The sequence below is a fragment of the Rubricoccus marinus genome, assembly GCF_002257665.1.
Taxonomy (GTDB): Bacteria; Bacteroidota; Rhodothermia; order Rhodothermales; family Rubricoccaceae; genus Rubricoccus; species Rubricoccus marinus.
Window position 1 is genome coordinate 2,726,911 of sequence record NZ_MQWB01000001.1, and the last position, 17,913, is coordinate 2,744,823.

Consider the following 17,913-nt stretch of genomic DNA (forward strand, 5'->3'; position numbering starts at 1 on the left):
ATGAGGAAGAGAAAAGGCGGGAAAAGCAGGATGCTGAGAATCCACATGGGAGTGGGGAGCGGTGTGCACGTGTCGTTCTGATTCCCCCTATCAACGCTGCTACGCGGTGGTTGTCGCACCGCTCGGCTCCTGAAAGCCCTTCCTGTGCAATGACTTAACACCGAAGCGCTTCCGGGAGGGCTTCCACCCTTCCCCTCCTGTCTGCATGAGCCGTCGCCGAGCCTTGGTCCGGGCCTCCTTCCACTGCCAAGAGGCGCCGAGAACGCCCGACCCATTGATCCCAAGCCGCTCGCGCGCGCCGATTTCCCACCTGGACGGAAGCCTCTGGCGGCCCCATCCGACAAGCGCGGGCCGCGCCGCTCCAAACCGCGAACGTGGTCAGCGGTACACCTCATCCTGTTTCCGGGGCCTCGGCTCCACCTCCTATGCGTCTGCCTCTTCTCGCCCTTCTTCTCACCCTGGCCGCTGGCGCCAGCAGCCAGGACACGCCCGAGGGCTGGGTCCTTCTCTGGGAAGAGAACTTCGACGCCCGCGATGCCGCCTTCGACGCGCGCTGGGACATCGGCACGCACACGTTCGACGGCAACGAGGCGCAGTTCGTGGAGGACAACGTGGTCGTGGAAGATGGGCTCCTCACGCTTCGGCTCACGCCAGAGGCCGCGGGCTCGCGCCTGTACTCCGGCGCCGAACTCCGTACGGACAACCAAACGGGCTTCTTCACCTACGGCCGCTTCGAGGCGCGCATGAAGGCCGCCAGAGGCTCAGGCGTCATCTCGTCGCTCTTCACCTTCCGCTACGACCCGTGGCAGGAGATCGACATCGAGTTCAAGGGCCGCGACACGCGCGCGATGCAGGCCAACATCTTCTACAACCGCCCCGGCGACAACGCGCCATACGAGGTCCCGCCGTTCCCCCGCGACTCGCCTCTGGCGTACGACGCCGCCGACGAGTTCCACGTCTATGCCTTCGAGTGGGAGCCAGGGATCATTCGCTGGTTCGTGGACGGCGAGCAGGTGCTGGAGAGCCAGGACCCGGCGCAGGTGCCGTACCTGCCGCAGCAGATCATGATGAACATCTGGAACACGAACCTGAGTTGGGCCGGCCCGCTGGACCCCGGCGCGCTGCCCACCGAGGCGCAGTACGACTGGGTGCGCGTCTACAGGCGCGAGAACGCCGGGCTCGTCTTCGACACGTTCGACGACGGCGACGTGAGCAACGTGTTCACCTTTAGCGAGACCGAGGGCGGCATCGGCGTCGGCCCGTATGCCGACGCGAACGGCGTGCCCGACCGCGCGCTCAACGTCGGCATCGACCCGGCGGGCACGGGCGGCTATGCGGGCGTGGTCCTGGCCGGCGCGCCCGGGACCGTGGACGCCTCTGGCGCGAGTGCGCTCACGTTTAAGCTGCGCCCCGGCGTGCAGGCCTCCAATCTCCCGCTCACGCTGGAGATCAACCTCCACGAGGACACCAACGGCAACGGCACGTACGAGGGCGCGTTGGAGGACGAATACCAGGCAACCTACCAGGTCACAGGCGGCTCCGGCTTTACTGACGTGTCCATCCCGCTCTCGGCCTTTACCGACGACAACAGCGTGTTCCAGGGCACGAACGACGGCTTCGACTACTCGCGCCTGCTGGAGGTCGTCGTCGCCATCGTCGGCCCGACTGGCCCCGGCTACTCGCTCTCGTTCGACGAGATCACCTTCGCGCCCGGGAGCGCCACCGCCGGCGAAGCCCAGCCCCTCGCGCCAGAGGCCGAGGTCCGCGTCTACCCCAACCCCACCTCTGGCGCGGCGACGGTCGCCTTCCGCCTCGCGCAGGCATCCGAAGTCACGGTCGACGTGGTGGACCTGCTCGGCCGGCGCGTGGCAACCGTCGCCAGAGGCGCCCGCGTTGCGGGCGCCGTCCGCCTGGACATGCCCACAGGCTCGCTCGCGCCCGGCGTGTACCTCGTGCGGGTGCAGACCGAGACGGGCGTCTCCGCCACGCGCTTCTCGGTCGTCCGGTAGGCCTCTGGCGCCTGCGGGAATGTTCGCACCGCGCCGATCCTTTCGGGGGTCGGCGCGTTTTTGTGGGTCTGCGGCGTTTCGCCGTGCCGCTCGCCCCACCTCTACGCTTGATGCGCCGCCCTTCCTTCCTGCTCGGCCTGCTCGTGCTCGCCGGATGCATCCCGTTCGGCCCCACCTCCCCCATCGTCCGGCTCCCTCCGCAGCCTGAGAGCCTGGAGGCGCGGCCCGGCGGGCCCGGCTCGCTGGATTCGGTCCGCTACGTGATCCACGTCAGCGTGGACGGCCTCCGCCCCGACGCGATCTCGCGCCAGGCGCCAGAGGCGCTTCCGGCGTTTGCGCGTCTGCGCCGCGAGGGCGCCAGCACGTACAACGCGAGGACCGACGCGGACGTCCGCAAAACGCTTCCCAACCACACCGCGCAACTCACCGGCCGGGGCGTCTTCGGGGACGACGGCCACCAGTGGACGGTCAACGTGGACCCCGCGCCCGGGGTCACGCTCCACTCCAACAAAGGCAGCTACATCGCAAGCGTGTTCGACGTGGCGCACGACGCGGGCCTGCGCACCGGCGCCTGGGTCAGCAAATCCAAGTTCTCGCTCTACGACGTCAGCTACGACGGCAGCCACGGCGCCGAGGACGAGAGCGGGGAGGACAACGGGCGGGACAAGATTGACCGCTACGTGTACGAGCCCGACACCGCGATTCTCACCACGCGCATGCTCTCGGACCTGGAGAGGCAGCCGTTCGAATACGCCTTTATCCACATCCGAGACCCCGACGCATCGGGCCACGTCAACACGTGGAGCGTCCGCAACGGGAGCCGCTACCTCCGCGCCGTGCGCCGCGCGGACGCGCAGATCGGCAAGATCCTGGACTTTATCGAAACCGATCCGCGGTACGTCGGCCGCACCGCGCTCATCGTGACCGCCGACCACGGCGGCGACGGGCGCATCCACTACGACGAGGACCCACTCAACTACACGATCCCGTTCTACGTCTGGGGCCCCGGCGTGCCCGCGGCCAACCTCTACGCTCTCAACGAGGGCATTCGCGCAGACCCGGGTACCGAGAACGTGGGCTACGATGCGGACCCGCAGCCCATCCGCAACGGCGAGGCCGCCAACCTCGCGCTGCAACTCCTGGGCCTAGACCCGGTCCCCGGCTCCACCATCAACCGCTCGAAGCCGCTGCGCCTGGGCGTCGAGCAAGGCCGCGCCGTGGCGCCAGAGGACGTGAAATGACCGCCTCTGGCGCGGCCGGTCCAGCGCGATAGAGTTGCCCTCTGGCGCCAGGGGCCGTACCTAACGGCTTCCTCCGCTCTCTGGCTACACATGCGCCGCGCCGCTCTCGTTCTCAGTTTTGTGATGTCTGCGCCTGTCATGGCGCAGAACCCGGCGCCAGAGGCACCTGACGCCTCTGGCGAGGTCTTCGAGGTGGTGGAGCAAAAGCCCGAGTTGCTCGGCGGGTTGGAGGGACTCATGGGGCGCATCGTGTACCCGGAGATGGCACGCCGCGCGGGCATCGAAGGAAAGGTGTTCGTGCAGTTTGTGGTGAACGAGTCGGGGTACGTGACCGACGCGACCGCCGTAATGTGCCCGAACCAGTTGTTGTGCGACGCCGCGGTATCAGCGGTGCGGGAAAGCCGCTTCGCGCCCGGTCGCCACCAGGGTGTCCCGGTCAAGGTCCGCTTTACGATCCCCATTGACTTCAAGCTGCGCGACGCGGACGAGAGCACCCCGCAAGAGGCCTCCCCGTTGGGCTACCTCTCGGACGTGCTCGGCGACGTATGGGACGGGCCGCGTACCGATGCCGTTATCGGGGCTCCCGTCTTCGGCCAGGTCAAAAATGGCAACGGGACGCTTATCTACGAAGCGCCTTCCGACCCGGAGTTGGACCGCGTTCTCGCAACCGTCCGATCTGGCCGCCTCAGCGTGCTCGATGTCCGGCTCATCGGCGCGACGGAGCAGCTCGAAACCGACCGCGCGTTCTACGCCGCGGAGTACAGCGAATCGGAAGGCGGGTGGTTCTCCATGCACTCCATCGGCGAGCCCAGACGCATCCAATTCTTGCCGCAGGAAAACCGCGTCATCATTGAGTATTCGCCTCTGGCGGCTGAGCCGGAGAGTCCGCGAGACCAAGAGCCACCATCGCCGGCTCCAAGCCCACAGGCCTCTGAGATCTACGAGACGGTGGAGATACCGCCCGTGCTCATTGGTGGACTCGAGGCCCTGCAACGGCGCGCCGTTTATCCGCCAGAGGCCATCGAGCAAGGCGTGGAGGGGCAGGTTTTCGTGCAGTTCGTCGTAGACGAGCGCGGCGTGCCGGTGGACCTCCGCATCGCCAAAGGCATCCCGCGCGGCGGCCTCTCCGCGGAGCAGCGTGAGGCCGCCCGGCTTCTGGAGCGCAACGCGCTTAGTGCCGTCGCCGTAGCGCGCTTCGAGCCGGGCACGCAGCGCGGACAGCCGGTCAAGGTGCTGTTCACGATCCCGATGAACTTCCGCCTCCGCTAGACTCTCGCGCGAGAGGCGACAGGCGCCGTAGCGACGGCTCCGCCTCTGGCGCGCCCGACACTTGCACACGGACGCGAGAACGCACGCGACGCCCGTTCGGATCTTTCGCGCGTGACGCTGCGCCCCGCGCCAGCGGCACGGGCTTTGGACCTCATACGGGTACACCCACTCTCCGGGCGCCTCCGCCCCTCCCACCGATGCGTACGCTCTCCCCTCCCCGCTTTTTTGCCCTCGTCCTCGCCGCCGGCGTCCTCTTTGCTGGACAGGCATCGGCTCAGAACGCCGACGCTGTCGCCCGCCGCCTCCAGTCCAAGTACGCGAACATCAACACGCTCGCGGCGGACTTCACGCAGACGGCCGGTGGCCAGACGCTCCGCGGCCAGATCTCGGTCCGCGATGAGGCCTTCCGCCTCCAGCTTCCCGGCCAAACCCTCGTCACCGACGGCTCCACGCTGTGGTCTTACAGCGAGTCCGAGGAGCAGGTTGTGATTCAGGACTACGATCCCTCGGACGTCGGCTTCCAGATCGGCCAGCTGTTCACGGACTACCTCAGCGTGTTCCGCGCCACGGGCGCCAGCCGCGCCAAGATCGGCGGCGTCGACCACGACGTGCTCGCGCTGCGTCCGCGAGAGGCCGGCTCCTCCGTTCGCGACGTGACGGTCTACGCCCGCTCGTCCGATGGCGTCCCGACGCGGATCCGCGTCCACGACGTGAACGGCGCCACGCTCGCGTTCGACCTCAAGAACGTGCGCCTCAACCCGAGCCTGCCCGCGAGCACGTTCCGCTTTACCGCCCCGCGCGGCACGGAGACCGTCGACCTGCGCGGCTAACGCCTGCGGCAGCACTCCGCATGACCGGGCCTCTGGCGCCAGAGGCCCGGTTTTTTGTGTGCGCTCTTTGGCCCCCTGGCGAGGGGCAACGGACGCCCCAGGCGCCGGCCCTCCGCGAGAAGCGCACGTGGACGCCAGAGGCCGCGACGTAGCTTTTTCGGACTTCCCCGCCGACTCGTGAACCCCCGCCTCAAGACCGCTCTCGCCCTCGTGGGCAGCTTCGCGCTCGGCGGCGGGCTGCTGTGGCTCGCGCTCCGCGGCGTGGACCTCTCGTCGGTAGGGACGGCATTAGCGGATGCGCGTTGGGGATGGGCGCTGCCGCTCGTGCTGGTGACCGTCGCCTCGCATGCGCTGCGGGCGTGGCGGTGGCAGTTGCTGCTCGGCGCGATGCCGGGCGAGCACGAGCGCGTCGGCTTTGGCAACGCGTTCGCGAGCCTGCTGATCGGGTACCTCGTCAATCAGGCCGCTCCGCGGCTGGGCGAGGTGGCGCGCGCGGCGAACCTCTCGTCCCGCTCGGACCACACGTTCTCCGGCGTGTTCGGGACCGTTGTGGCCGAGCGCGTGCTGGACGTGGTCTCGCTCGCCATCGCGCTGCTCTCGGTCGTACTGCTGTTCGGCTCACGTGTGGGCGTGATCACGGAGCGGTTCGTGGCCGGAACGATGGCCGCGCTGGAAGCACTGCCCATCAGCGGGACCGTGCTGGTCCTGCTCCTCGCGGCCTCTGGCGCGGCGCTTCTCGCGCTCGCGTGGTTCGCCTTCGCCAGAGGCGGGGAAAAGGTCCGCGGCGTCCTGATGGGTTTCAAGGACGGCCTCGCGAGCCTCTTGCGCGTCCGCCAGAGGCTCGCGCTCGTGGGCAGCACGTTGGGCATCTGGGTGCTCTACGGCGTGATGACGTACATCCCGCTCGCGCTGCTCGGCCTGACCGACGCGTACGGGCTGGGCTTCGCGGACGCGTGGGCGCTGATGAACCTCGGCGCGGTGGGGATGTCGCTGCCCTCGCCGGGCGGGACGGGCTCCTACCACTACATCGCGGTGCAGACCCTCGTGCTCTTGCTCGGCGTCGCGCAGGCGCCAGCGGCCGCCTACGCCATCCTCACGCACGCCTCCCAGCTCGTGCTGATGTGCGTACTGGGCGTGATCGCGCTAGTCTGGCAAGGCACCTCGTTCCGCGCCGTTACGCGCTCCGCCCGAGACGCCTCGGCATGAAGCGCGCGCTCCTCGCACTCGCAGGCATCCTCGCGCTGGGCGCGGCAGGCTGGGCCGTGTGGTCCTTCGGCCCGGAGTCCATCGGCGGCCCCACGCGCGTCGACATCGGCGCGGGGCCTCTGGCGCGGCTGGACTCGGTCTCGCTCCGCCGCCGCATCGTGACCGCGAGCGTGACTGGGCGGGTGATTGAGAGCGAGAGCGACGTGGACGTTCTCCTGACCGACGGGGACGGCGCGATCACCGTTCGGCTGGACGACGAGCACGACATCCAGCAGGGCTCGACGCTTCTCGCGGTCGGGCGCGTGCGGGAGCAGAAGGGAGCGCCCCGGCGGCTGGACGCCGTCTCGTGGGCGGAGGTCGAGGGCTTTACTGTCCCCTCGTTCGACGGGCCGGACTCGGTCCGCGTGCTTCCGGATTCGACGCGGTTCGGCACCGAGTCGGACCGTTCGGGGGATGGATCGGACCGTTCAGGAGGGCTACGCTAGGGACGCGGCGGTTGGGTGCGTACCGTCTGTTGTAGCCACGCCGACGCCCCTCGCCGATCATGGAAATCCACGCCGCCAATCCCCTTCAAGGACTCGTCCCGGAGAACGTGTACGCACTCCTGGAGCAGCACAACCTCCTCAACGAGAAGGGCGTGCGCGACTACCAGATCCGGCAGCAGTTCCAGTCCATGCGCCGCGAGAACGTCCCGGCCTACGAGGCCATCGAGGAGCTCCGCGAGCAGCACCCCTACCTCCAGTTCGATACGATCCGCAAGATCGTGTACGGCCTCCGGCGGAGGTCCTAGATCCCGGCCGCGCCAGCGGCCACCGAGTCTCTCCCGGGTTGGGTGAGAAAGCCACGCGGGGTGCCCATGCCCCGTGCGGTTCAGAGGGAAGCGCGGCGGTCCAGACGGGCCGCCGCGCTTTTTTGTGCTCAGGCCTCTGGCGTGGTGGGCTAGGGCGCCGCGCTCGCCGCCTCCAGCGCGAGGCCGTGCCGCAGCCCGCCCGCCGACGCCACGAAGCGCTCGGCGCCAGAGGCCTCCAGGATCGTCTGCACGATCACGAGCGCCGAAAGCGCGACGTCGGCGCGGCCCGTCATCACGTCGGGCGCGAGCGCCGTGATCGCCTCTGGCGAGAGCGTGGCGAGCCGTTCGCGCGAGGCGCGGATCTGCGCCAGAGGCACGTCTGAGCCGCCCGCGAGGTGCGCGATCACCTTGGCCGTGCTGCCCGTGCCCACCAGTGGGCCATCCACCCAGACCTCCGGCGGGATCTCCGCCAGCGCCGCACGCACATCCGCCGCGACCGCTGCCAGAGGCCCGGAGCCGTCCAGTCCCGGATCGACGGGCGGGACGGCGCCGTGCCGCTCGGTGAGGCGCACGGTCCCCACGTTGAGGCTGCGCGCAAACGCAGGGGCCGCGCCTCTGGCGCCAGAGGCGATCTCGGTGGAGCCACCGCCGACGTCGAACACGACGGCGCGGGGCACGGCTGGCAACATCGCGAGGGCGCCGAGAAAGCTCAGCCGCGCTTCGTCCGCCCCCGTGATGACGGCGTAGTCCAGACCCAGTTCGTCGCGCACGCGCGCCTGTAGCTCGCCCACGTTGGAAGCGTCCCGGCTCGCGCTCGTCGCGCCGATGACGACGCGCTCCACGCCCAGGCCTCTGGCGGTCGCGAGCGATTGCGCGAGGCGGTCCACGACGCGGTCCATGGCCTCTGGCGCGAGGCGCCCGGCGCGGTCCACGCCCTGCCCGAGACGGGCAAAGCGCTCGTCGTCCGCGAGGACGACGAGGCGCCCGTGCGCGAGATCGGCGACGAGGCTGTTGACCGTGTTGGTGCCGACGTCGATGGCGCAGATGCGCATGGGAAACGAGGATAAATGGGAATGAAAGGCCTCTGGCGCCAGAGGCTAGCCCTTCACGACGCGGCCCGCCCACCACTCGTTCTCGGTCTTCTCCGCGCTGAGGGCCAGGCCATGCGCCTCGCAAGCGGCCACGACCTCGTCGCGCTCCGTGCGGAGAATGCCCGCGAGGATCATCGCGCCGCCAGAGGCCATCCGCGTCACGAGATCAGGCAGCATGGGCAGGATGGTGCTTTTGAGGATGTTGGCGAAGATGAGCCCGTACGGGCCATCGGGCGCGGCGCCGAGGTCGCCCTCGCGGACGGTGAACCGCGCGCTCATGCTGTTGCGCTCGGCGTTCTCCTCGGCGTTGGGCACGCTCCACGGGTCGATGTCCACGCCCCAGGCCTCGCCCGCCCCCATCGCGAGGGCCGCGAGCGCGAGCACGCCCGTCCCGGTCCCCACGTCGAGAACGCGAGCGCCAGAGGCTGCGTCGGCGCCGCCAGAGGCCTCTGGCGGGTGCTCCGAGAGCAGGCGCAGGCACAGCCGCGTGCTCTCGTGGTAGCCCGTCCCGAAGCTCATCTTTGGGTCGATGCGCAGAACGTAGCGGTTGGTCGGCGCGATGTCCGCCCACGTCGGCGCGACGACGAACGCGCCGGCCTCGATGGGCTGGAGGCTGGCTTCCCACGTCGCGTTCCAGTCCTGGCCCGGCATCACCTCTACGGTCATGGCCTCTGGCGAGGCGCCGTGCGCGGCGAGCGCGCGGGCGACGGTCTCGCGGACGGATTCGCTCCAGCGCGGCGCCGGCATCCACGCGCGGAGCGCATCGGCGTCGGACTCGAAGGCGTCGAAGTCGAGGTCGGACAGTTCCGCGATGATCAGGTCGTGGGCGTCGTCGGGGAGGCGCAGCGTGAGCGCGATCGTATCGGTCATGGGGCGCCTACGCCAGAAGCGGGCTGCGGTGCCCGGCCTCTGGCGCCAGAGGCTACGCCGCCCGAACCCGTCGCCACGTCCAGACCGCCGCCACGAACGCCAGCGCAGGCAGGCCGATCCACACCGCCTCGCTCGCCACGACCGCCACGCCTCTGGCGGAGAAGAACGCGCCCGCGCCGATGGGCGAGACCGCGATGGGGCGAAACGGAAAGAAGAACCGCTCCGCCGAGAACGGGATCCAAAAGCCGACGCCGAGGCCGCCCGTCGTCATCGCGTCCAGAACGGCGTGCGAGAGTGTGGCGAGCGCCGCGTAAACGCCCAGCGCTCGCGCCGAAACCGCCGCTGGCGCCAGAGGCCTGCGCGCGCGCCAGAGGCGGACGGCGGCCCACACACACGCGCCCACCAAAAGGGCGAACGCGACGGAGTGCGTCGCGCCACGATGCCCTAGCGGGTGCTCGTACGGGATGCCGAGCGCGAACGCCACCACGTCGGCATCCGGAAGCGCGGAGCAAAACGCGCCCAGCGCGAACACGCGCCAGGACGGCTTCACCGCCGTTCCGAGCGCTCCCGCCGCGACCGCGTGGCCAAAAACCGACGCCATTACGCGTCGAACGCGATGCCCGGCAGCACGCACGCCTCCACGCCAGAGGCGTCGTCGTCGGCCTCTGGCGTAGCCCAGACCTGCACGCCCCAGAGGTCCGGGTAGGTGGGCTCGTCCATCGTGAAGTCCCCCCACGCGTGCGAACCATCCGTTATAAAGCGCGCGGTGTAGCGGCCCGGCGCGAGGCGGAGGCGGGTGACGGCGAGGCGGTTGTCATCGGCGCCGCCGCCAGACTGGGAATCGGCGTAGGTCATCTCCCAGATCAGGTCTCCGTCGTCTCCGTTGATGAACGCGGCGTCGCTGCGGCGGCTGTCTGTGATCTCGCCGAGGCTCATCACGCACACGTCGGTGGGTTCAGAGAGGGTGAACTGGCCGGAGGCCTCCCGGTTGTCTCCGATCTGCGTGAGCGAGGCCAGGATCTCTCCGGGCGGCGCCGGGGTCTCGCCGCCAGAGGCGGGCGCGGCCTCTGGCGCGAGCAGCCGGACGCGGTCGCCGGGCTCGTTCCCATCGGCGGAGAGAACAACCACACCCCAGAAGTCCTCCACGTCGGGCGGGCGGCGGTTGAAGTCACCGCAGTGGTGGGAGTCGTCAGTCCGGTAGGCGAGAGAGTACGTGCCAGGCTGCAACGTCAGCGTTTGCTCCGCGCGGCGGTTATCCTCGTCGCCGCCAGCGGGCATCGTGGTTACCGTGCGCATATCCCAGATCACCTCGCCGAACCGGGAAAGCGTGCCATAGTCGTAGCTCGTGCCACCGACGATCTCGCCCACGCCGACGACGAGCACGTCCAGCGCTTCCACCACTTCGAAACGCACCCGCTCGTCCGCGTCCTCGCCTGCGCACTCGATCTCGGCGATGCGCGGGAAGTCCTGCAGCGGGTCCAGCGGCGCGATGGCGCCAGAGGCGGCGGCGGAATCGGCGGGCGCGATGCGGAGCCCCCATTTCCACGGCTCCCACGGCGGGTTGGCTGTCCACGAGCCGCTGGCGTGGTCCCGGTCGGTGTGGAACGCAACGCGGTAGAGGCCGGGCTCCAGGCGCAGCGTCTCGCTCTGGCGGCGGTTCTTGATAGAGCCCCCGGCCCACTCGGAGCCCTCCCCACGCGCCACCCACAGCGTATCGCCAGAGGCCGAGAGCACGAACGCGCTGTCGGCGACCGAGCCGCCTGTGGCCTCGAACACGGCATCCAGCCGGACCGTGACCGGGGCCGTCGCGCGGAGCGTGGTCCCGTACTCCGTCCGGCTCCGCGCCGCGCCGCTGCTCCACACCAGGCCTTCGGGGTCGTCCGGCCAGTCGGAGTCGATGCCGTGGGCGCGCTCGCGGTCCTCGGCCGCTGCGGGCGTGACGATAAAGCGCCAGCGGCCGGAATCGCCCAGCCAGCCGCGCCCGCCGCTGCTCAGGAAGTCGTTGAAGCGCGCGCCGATGCCGTCGCCAGAGGACCGCGTCTGGCGCACGAGCGGGTCGCCGAGCGCGGCGTAGACGGCGTCGTAGGTGCCGGGCGCGAGCGCGAGCGTGTCGCGCATGAGCACGTAGGAGCCTCTGGCGGGACGCTCCGCCGGGCGCATGCGCCAGACGACGCGGCCGGTCTCGCGGTGCACCAGCCATCCCTGCGCCGCGAGGGTGCTGTCGCCGCCGCCCGTCTCGAATGAGCCCGAGGCCTCGATGGCGACACGCATCGCCTCGTCCACGCGGAAGGCGCGGTGGATGGGCTCCCCCTCGGCCGAAATGCTCTCGATAGAGGCGAGCGTCCCGCCCCGCTCGTCGGCGCGGACGATCAGGAAGACGATGATGGCGCCGACGAGGCCGACGAGGAGAAAGCGGGAGGCGAAACGTCGCACGGGATAGACCGGAGGGAGGGCGGGCTACGGGAGACCTCGGGGAGTGTTGCTCGCCGGGTATATTCGCACCGCGCGGCAGCGGCCGGGCGCGGCGCCGTGCAACTTGGCCTCTGGCGAACCCCGTAGGGACGCCCCGCTCTTTCTCGGCGCCGGCGACGGCGCGCCCCTCTGCCGCCCTCGCGCCAGAGGCCCTTCCCCCCTCCTGTGCCGACCACGACCGCCCCTGCCTCCGACCGGCCCTCGCTGGGCGCGCGGCTCTCGCGGCTGCCGTCGGTGATGGTGTCGTCGCGGGTGCGGCAGGTGGCGTTCTGGTCCGTAGTGGCCCTCGGGCTCGGCGGCGTGGCGTTCGCGAATGGCTCGCTCGGGATCGCGCGGACGCCGCCGTCGGTCGGCGTCCGCATTGGGCTAGACCTGGTGGCGGTGTTCTCCGTCGCGCTGGCGTACCTGCTCCTGACGGGGCGGCGGCGCCAGAGGCTCGGCACGCCGACAGAGCCGATCCGCGTCCTCTGGCGCCTGCTTTTGCTGGCGGTGCTCCTATTGGGCGCGGAGTTCTCGTTCTCGCTCCTCGTCGAAGGCGCCGTGGACGCGAAGTCCCGCCTGCCGATGGACCTCCCGACAGCCCTCGTGGCCGGGAGCGCGCTCGTCACTGAGGCGCTGTTCGTGGCCGCACTTCTGGCCGGGCTGCGCACGCTGGTGCTGTACCGTCGGAAGCCTCTGGCGGTAGGCCTCTGGCGCGGGCTCCTGCTCGCCACGCTGCTACTCGGCCTCATCACCGCGGGGATGCTGCCCAGCGACGACGGGCGCCGCCTCGCGACGGCGTTCGTGCTCATGCTCGGCAGCGTGTTCGCGCTCGCGTGCGCGTTCCGGCAGGGCTGGGTCGGCGCGCTCTCGCTGCGCCAGAGGGCGATCGCGGCGGCGGCGGCGGCGCTACTCGGCGGCGCGCTTACGGGCCTGTTCGCGCTGCGCGTGACGGGCGGCGCCGCGCGCTTCCCCATCGCGGACGCGCTCATGAACGGGCGCACGCTGGCGTACTCCGCCTCCGTCAGCGTCCCGGTCGATCTGGTCATCCGGCTCGTGCTCATCGCGGGCGTGCTCTACACGCTCACGGCCACGCTTGTCCTGCTGTTTCAGTTGCCCACGAGCGAGGCGCTTGCGCAACGCGCCGGAGAGCGCCGCGCGATGCGCTCGCTCGTGGACCTCTCCGGCCAGGGCCTCGACGTGGACTCTATCTCGCAGGCCGTCGCCCTCGCGCCCGTCGAGGCGGGACTGGCCGACGCCGCCTGGGTGGCGCTGCCCGATCCGGACTCGGGCACGCTCACGCCGCGCATCGCCTCGGCGCACCCGCTCTCGACCCAAGCCGCCTCTGGCGCCGCAGACCACCGGGCGCTGGCGGACGGGGCCTCTGGCGAGCCGCTGGTGATCGAGCACGCGGCGGCGGACCACCGCATCCGCACCCGGCCCGGGAGCGACCTCGGCAGCCTCGTCGCGCTCCGCCTCGGGACGGGCCCGGAGGCCGGGACGCTGATCGTGGCGCGCCGGTCGCCAGAGGCCTTCCAGCCGGACGATGTGGCGGCGCTAGAGACGTTTGCGGCGCACGCCGGCCTCACGCTCGCCAACGCGCGGCTCTTTGCGAGCGCGCTGGAGCGCGAGAACCTGGAACGCGAGATGGCGCTCGCCCGCGAGGTGCAGCAACGGCTGCTCCCCGAGACGCTCCCCGAGGTGGCGGGCGCTCGGCTCGCGGCCATCGAGAAGCCCGCCCAAACCGTCGGCGGGGACTACTACGACGCCGTCACGATCGACGACCACTGCCTCGGCATCATCGTGGCCGACGTGAGCGGCAAGGGCGCGGGGGCGGCGTTTTACATGGCCGAGATGAAGGGCATCTTCCAGGCCGCGAGCCGGCTGACGCGCTCGCCCTCGGAGTTCCTCTGCCGCGCCAACGAGGCGCTCTCGCCGTCGCTCAAGCGTGGCGCCTTCGTAAGCGCCATCTACGGCGTGCTGGACGCCGAGGCGGGAACGCTCTCGCTCGCCCGCGCGGGCCACTGCCCCGCCCTCGTCGTTCGCGCGGCGCCAGAGGCCTCTGGCGAACCTACGAGGACGGGCGCAGGCGAGAGCGCGGTGCCTTCCTCCGATGTCGCGCGCCGCACCGAATACGTCCGCCCCGATGGCCTCGCACTCGGCCTGGACCGCGGCCCGCTATTCGAGCGCACGCTCGCGGAGACCCAGATCACGCTCGCCGCTGGCGACGTGGTGATCCTCTTCACCGACGGACTCGTCGAAGCCCGCGACGCCTCGGGCGAGGGCTACGGCTACGACCGCCTCGCCGATGCCGCCGCGCGCCTGTGCGCACGCATGGACCACTGCGATCCCGCCGCGCTCCGCGACGCCCTCTTGGACGACGTCGCCCGCTTTTCCGGCCATCCCGAAACCGACGACGACGTGACCGTCGTGGTCGTCGCGTGGGACGGCCTCACCCCCGCCTGATCATGCCCTCCTTTTCCGTCTCGTTCCGCACGCTCCCCGCGCCCGCCTCCGGCGCCGACATCCGCGTGCTCGACCTTGCGGGGGAGCTCGACGCCCACACCGCCCCCGAGTTCGAGAACGCGCTCCAGTCCTGCCTGGACGAGGGCCACGCGCGCCTCATCGTCGCCGGTGACGACCTGCGCTACGTGTCCTCGGCGGGGCTCGGCGTGTTCATGGCGTTTCTGGAGCCCGTCCGGGAGCGCGGCGGGGACCTCAAAATCGCGGCGCTCTCCGAGGAGGTCTTCGAAGTGTTCGACCTGCTCGGCTTCCCGCTCCTGTTCGACCTCGCGCCAAGCGTGGACGAGGCCGTCGCGCGCTTCGCGCCAGAGGCCGCAGGCGCCGCCGCTGGCGAGTCCTCCCCGACCGCCTGACCCGATGCCGCGCCGCGCCCACACCCTCCGAATTCCAGGCCAGACGAGCGAGCTCGAACGAGTGCGCCGGCACGTCGAGGACTGGGCGGGCGAGGCGGGGCTCTCTCCTAAAGAGACGCGCCAGTTGCGGACGGCCGTGGACGAAGCCGTCGCCAACGCCATCGAGCACGGCCTCGATGACCAGCGCGATCACATCACGATCCGCTCCGCGTCCGATGCCAGCGGTCTAGCGGTGACCGTCCGCCACCGCGGCGACCGATTCGACCCCACGCTTCCGCCGGTGCCTCTGGCGGAGGCCCGCGAGGCCCGCGCCGTGCACGGCTACGGCCTGCACCTGCTCAAAACGCTCGTCGACAGCCTGAGCTACCGCTTCGTCCGGGGTGCCAACGAAGTGCGGCTGTACAAGCGGAAGCGGTAGCGCTGGGAACTGGGGACTGGAAGCAATCTGTCCCGGGCCTCTGGCGCCAGAGGCCCGGTGCGTCCGCCAGAGGCTTAGTTCTGCCCCATAGCCGCCTGGAGCGCAGCGGCGCCACCCACCACGGGCAGTTCGAGCGCGAGCGCGTCGAGGTCCACCATCAACTCCGTGCCCGGCTGCGGCCAGAGCGTGAACTCCCGGTCGCTGGAGAAGACGAGGAGGCCGAGTTGCTGACCTGCGGCGAGGATCTGGTCGTCGGGCTGGAGGTAGAACTGCATGTCCACGTACTCGCCCGGCGTGAGAGGCATGCTCGATGTGAGCGTGCCTTCCACCGACGAGACGTAGTTCTGCGGATCGGCCCAGCCGCGTGTCACGATGCCGCCTCTGGCGCCCCGCCCTTCGGTCCACGGCAGCGACACGAGCCAGACCGAGAGGTTCACGGCCGGCTTGTTGGACGCCACGCGAAGCCGGATGGTGGAGGTGCCGGAGAGGTGCAGCGGCGCCGCCAGTTCAGGTGTGACGAACAAGAGCCGGTGCTGCGTCCACTCCGCTGCGGAAAGCGCCTGCCCCCCGAAGGAGACGTTGTCCACGACCGTCGCCATTCCCTGTCCGCCAGAGGCCTCTGGCGCCAAAGCGCCGACGCCGTTCATGTCGTTCACGACCTGCCCCGCGCGGGGGTACAGCATCACGGGCGACGCGTCGGGGTTCGGGTACGCGGCGTAGGGCGTCGGGTTGTCGCGCTCGTCGCCCTCGCGGACGATCCATGCCTTGGGGTCGTTCTCGACGCCGTTCTCGACGTCGTAGAGGTAGCGCGTGAACCAGCGGTTCATCTGCGCCAGAGGCGGCGGCCCGCCGTGGCCGCCCTGGTGGAAGTACTCCTGCACGGGCACGCCGCGCGCTTTGAGCGCTTCGCTGATGCGGGTGCTGTGCTCCGGCATCACGTTCCAGTCGTTAAAGGCGTGGGCCATGAGCGTGGCGGCCTGCACGTTCTCGACGACGTTGAGGTAGTCGCGGCCGGCCCAGAACTCGTTGTAGTCGCCCGTGAGGCGGTCGAGGTTGGGACCCATCTCGCCGTCTCGGACCGAGGCGTCGCAGGTGGCGCGGAGATCGGAGTCGCGGCTGTGGATAAAGTCATACAGCACGTCGATGTCCTCGCCGAGGTAGCCGCCGGGGCTGCGCACGAGCCCGTTGGAGCGGTAGTAGTGGTAGTACGACGTGTTGGGCGCGATGGGAATGATGGCCTCCAGCCCCTCCACCCCGGTCGTCGCCGCCGCCAGAGGCAGCGTGCCGTTGTAGGATGTGCCGGTCATGCCCACCTTGCCGGTGCTCCAGTCCGCCGTGACTTCCTCGCCGCCTCGCGCTGCGGTGAAGCCTCTGGCGCGGCCGTTCAGCCAGTCCACCACGGCTTTGGGCGCGAGCGATTCGTTGATGCCGCCGACGGTCGGGCAGCCCTCGGAGAGACCCGTTCCGGGCGAGGAGGAGTGGACAACGGCGAACCCGCGCGGCACCCACGTGCTCACGTGGCTGGAGGAAATGCCGGGCCGGAGGCGAAGCGGCACATCCGGCCCCATGGTGCGCGCCGGGGGCGTCTCGCCGATCTCGTGCTGCACGTTCCAGAACAGGCCCGGGGAGTCGCCGGCGGTCCCCGCGAAATAGGGGCTCGTCTCGTAGATGACGGGCACCTTAAGCCCCTCGGTCTCGGTCTGCTGAGGGCGCACGACGGCCGTGTGCACGCGGTCCATCATCCCATCGCCGTCGGAGTCGAACTCGGTCTCGACCCAGAGCTCTTCCTGGATCCACGCCTCGGCGTCCTCGAACGCGGGGACGACCTGCGCCTGCCCATCCTCGAACCGAGGGCCCGCCTGGCCGCTGGCGGGAAGGGCGATGAGAAAGGCCAGGGGAAGGAGAAGCAAACGCATCGCGTCGGAGGCTGGTGGTGCAGGGGCAGCATCGAACGTAACCACTGCGCGCGGGCGTGCTCAACAGAGCCTCTGGCACTTAGCGCTCTGCATTCGCGGAAGCGTCTGGCTATGCGTTTGCCCTTGTCAGTTCACGCGCGGATGCGTACGCTGTCATTCTCACCTGCGCTACAGCGCCTATACACAATCGGTACGCCCCCCTTCACCCCACGCGCTATGCTGTACCGTGCCCTGTTCGTCTCGCTGTTTGCCCTCATCGCCCTCGCAGGCTGCGATACGCAATCGCCTCCTGAAGAGAAGGCGCCGCTGATCCCGCTAGAGGTAGGCAACGAGTGGGTGTTCGACATGGAGAGGACGTATTCGTACCACGGGACCACGTTCCCTGGACGCACGGCAGACACGTTGCGAATCGTGTCGGAGATCGAGGAAGACGGTGTTCGCTGGGTCGAAATGCGGTCCAACTACCACGCGCTAGACCAAAACATGGGTGGCTTCTATGCAGACATCGACGGCGATATCTGGCACTCGTCCGATCCGAGGAATAATGATCCCTATCTGCTATTCTCGAGAGACGAGAGCTCCTATGCTGTGAACAGGCTGTCCTACGATGCCTCTGTCACCGTCCAGAACTCTGGTGACCTCTACGAATACGCATTTAGCCTGCGCCGCCTTCGTATTCCGTCGACGGGGGAGGCCGCTCGAGATTTTGCTTTCACGCCTGGGAGCCCCGAGTACATCCGCACCCTCGTGGCAGGTGGGGGCTTCCAGCGGTATGACCAAGCCTACGCCTTTTACACAGAAGGGCAAGACTCGATGCGCGTCGTTCTAATCGAGACGTTTACCCAGACGGACTTTCTGCCCGCCTCGAACTAGACAGCAGGGGCCTCTGGCGCCGTACGACCGCGCGCCCATCGGGAAGCGCCGACGCCACGGGCCTCCTCGTCTC

General features: G+C 69.7%; 17 protein-coding genes. 12 read left to right on the forward strand and 5 right to left on the reverse strand.

Annotated elements, in window-relative coordinates; translation table 11 throughout:
* Positions 1 to 425 precede the first annotated feature (425 nt).
* The 8 genes from BSZ36_RS11520 to BSZ36_RS11550 all read left to right on the forward strand — a co-directional run bounded on the left by BSZ36_RS11520 (position 426) and on the right by BSZ36_RS11550 (position 7,345).
* On the forward strand, positions 426 to 2,009 hold the full coding sequence (locus BSZ36_RS11520) for a glycoside hydrolase family 16 protein (RefSeq protein WP_094549070.1): 1,584 nt from the start codon (positions 426 to 428) through the stop codon (positions 2,007 to 2,009).
* Positions 2,010 to 2,119: 110 nt separating this feature from the next.
* On the forward strand, positions 2,120 to 3,250 hold the full coding sequence (locus BSZ36_RS11525) for an alkaline phosphatase family protein (RefSeq protein ID WP_094549072.1): 1,131 nt from the start codon (positions 2,120 to 2,122) through the stop codon (positions 3,248 to 3,250).
* 90 nt (positions 3,251 to 3,340) lie between these two features.
* A complete protein-coding gene (locus BSZ36_RS11530) occupies positions 3,341 to 4,519 on the forward strand; it encodes an energy transducer TonB (RefSeq protein WP_094549074.1) in 1,179 nt (392 codons plus the stop codon).
* A gap of 197 nt (positions 4,520 to 4,716) precedes the next feature.
* The gene (locus tag BSZ36_RS11535; RefSeq protein ID WP_094549076.1) at positions 4,717 to 5,349 is read left to right on the forward strand and encodes a LolA family protein; all 633 of its coding nucleotides are present in this window, start codon (positions 4,717 to 4,719) and stop codon (positions 5,347 to 5,349) included.
* A gap of 20 nt (positions 5,350 to 5,369) precedes the next feature.
* Positions 5,370 to 5,501, forward strand: coding sequence for a hypothetical protein (locus BSZ36_RS20020; protein WP_281253151.1), 132 nt, complete (start codon positions 5,370 to 5,372; stop codon positions 5,499 to 5,501).
* 25 nt (positions 5,502 to 5,526) lie between these two features.
* On the forward strand, positions 5,527 to 6,555 hold the full coding sequence (locus tag BSZ36_RS11540; protein WP_179271158.1) for a lysylphosphatidylglycerol synthase transmembrane domain-containing protein: 1,029 nt from the start codon (positions 5,527 to 5,529) through the stop codon (positions 6,553 to 6,555).
* Positions 6,552 to 7,040: a hypothetical protein gene (locus tag BSZ36_RS11545; protein ID WP_094549080.1), complete on the forward strand. Its 489-nt coding sequence runs from the start codon at positions 6,552 to 6,554 to the stop codon at positions 7,038 to 7,040. The genes BSZ36_RS11540 and BSZ36_RS11545 overlap by 4 nt, the downstream gene beginning before the upstream one ends.
* A 59-nt stretch (positions 7,041 to 7,099) precedes the next feature.
* Complete coding sequence (locus tag BSZ36_RS11550; RefSeq protein WP_094549082.1) at positions 7,100 to 7,345, forward strand: hypothetical protein; 246 nt, start codon at positions 7,100 to 7,102, stop codon at positions 7,343 to 7,345.
* Between the two features lie 149 nt (positions 7,346 to 7,494).
* Here the strand turns inward: BSZ36_RS11550 and BSZ36_RS11555 are convergent, their stop codons facing one another.
* The 4 genes from BSZ36_RS11555 to BSZ36_RS11570 are packed head-to-tail and all read right to left on the reverse strand — an operon-like array spanning position 7,495 to position 11,739.
* Positions 7,495 to 8,397 carry a Ppx/GppA phosphatase family protein gene (locus tag BSZ36_RS11555; RefSeq protein WP_094549084.1) on the reverse strand — a complete coding sequence of 301 codons (903 nt, stop codon included), beginning with the start codon at positions 8,395 to 8,397 and terminating at the stop codon, positions 7,495 to 7,497.
* A 45-nt stretch (positions 8,398 to 8,442) separates the two neighbouring features.
* Positions 8,443 to 9,306, reverse strand: coding sequence for a 50S ribosomal protein L11 methyltransferase (gene prmA, locus BSZ36_RS11560; RefSeq protein WP_094549086.1), 864 nt, complete (start codon positions 9,304 to 9,306; stop codon positions 8,443 to 8,445).
* 52 nt (positions 9,307 to 9,358) lie between these two features.
* The gene (locus BSZ36_RS11565) at positions 9,359 to 9,907 is read right to left on the reverse strand and encodes a metal-dependent hydrolase (protein ID WP_094549088.1); all 549 of its coding nucleotides are present in this window, start codon (positions 9,905 to 9,907) and stop codon (positions 9,359 to 9,361) included.
* Positions 9,907 to 11,739, reverse strand: a complete 1,833-nt coding sequence (locus BSZ36_RS11570; protein ID WP_094549091.1) for a hypothetical protein — start codon at positions 11,737 to 11,739, stop codon at positions 9,907 to 9,909. The genes BSZ36_RS11565 and BSZ36_RS11570 overlap by 1 nt, the downstream gene beginning before the upstream one ends.
* Positions 11,740 to 11,943: 204 nt before the next feature.
* Here BSZ36_RS11570 and BSZ36_RS11575 point away from each other — a divergent pair, with 204 nt between their 5' ends.
* The 3 genes from BSZ36_RS11575 to BSZ36_RS11585 are packed head-to-tail and all read left to right on the forward strand — an operon-like array spanning position 11,944 to position 15,051.
* Positions 11,944 to 14,223: a PP2C family protein-serine/threonine phosphatase gene (locus BSZ36_RS11575; RefSeq protein WP_094549093.1), complete on the forward strand. Its 2,280-nt coding sequence runs from the start codon at positions 11,944 to 11,946 to the stop codon at positions 14,221 to 14,223.
* A gap of 2 nt (positions 14,224 to 14,225) precedes the next feature.
* Entirely contained in the window at positions 14,226 to 14,633 is a 408-nt protein-coding gene (locus tag BSZ36_RS11580; protein WP_094549095.1) for an STAS domain-containing protein, read from the forward strand.
* Positions 14,634 to 14,637: 4 nt separating this feature from the next.
* Positions 14,638 to 15,051: an ATP-binding protein gene (locus BSZ36_RS11585; protein WP_094549097.1), complete on the forward strand. Its 414-nt coding sequence runs from the start codon at positions 14,638 to 14,640 to the stop codon at positions 15,049 to 15,051.
* A 74-nt stretch (positions 15,052 to 15,125) separates the two neighbouring features.
* Here the strand turns inward: BSZ36_RS11585 and BSZ36_RS11590 are convergent, their stop codons facing one another.
* Positions 15,126 to 16,967 carry a Xaa-Pro dipeptidyl-peptidase gene (locus BSZ36_RS11590; RefSeq protein WP_094549099.1) on the reverse strand — a complete coding sequence of 614 codons (1,842 nt, stop codon included), beginning with the start codon at positions 16,965 to 16,967 and terminating at the stop codon, positions 15,126 to 15,128.
* A gap of 216 nt (positions 16,968 to 17,183) precedes the next feature.
* Here BSZ36_RS11590 and BSZ36_RS11595 point away from each other — a divergent pair, with 216 nt between their 5' ends.
* Positions 17,184 to 17,840 carry a hypothetical protein gene (locus BSZ36_RS11595; RefSeq protein WP_094549101.1) on the forward strand — a complete coding sequence of 219 codons (657 nt, stop codon included), beginning with the start codon at positions 17,184 to 17,186 and terminating at the stop codon, positions 17,838 to 17,840.
* Positions 17,841 to 17,913: the final 73 nt, after the last annotated feature.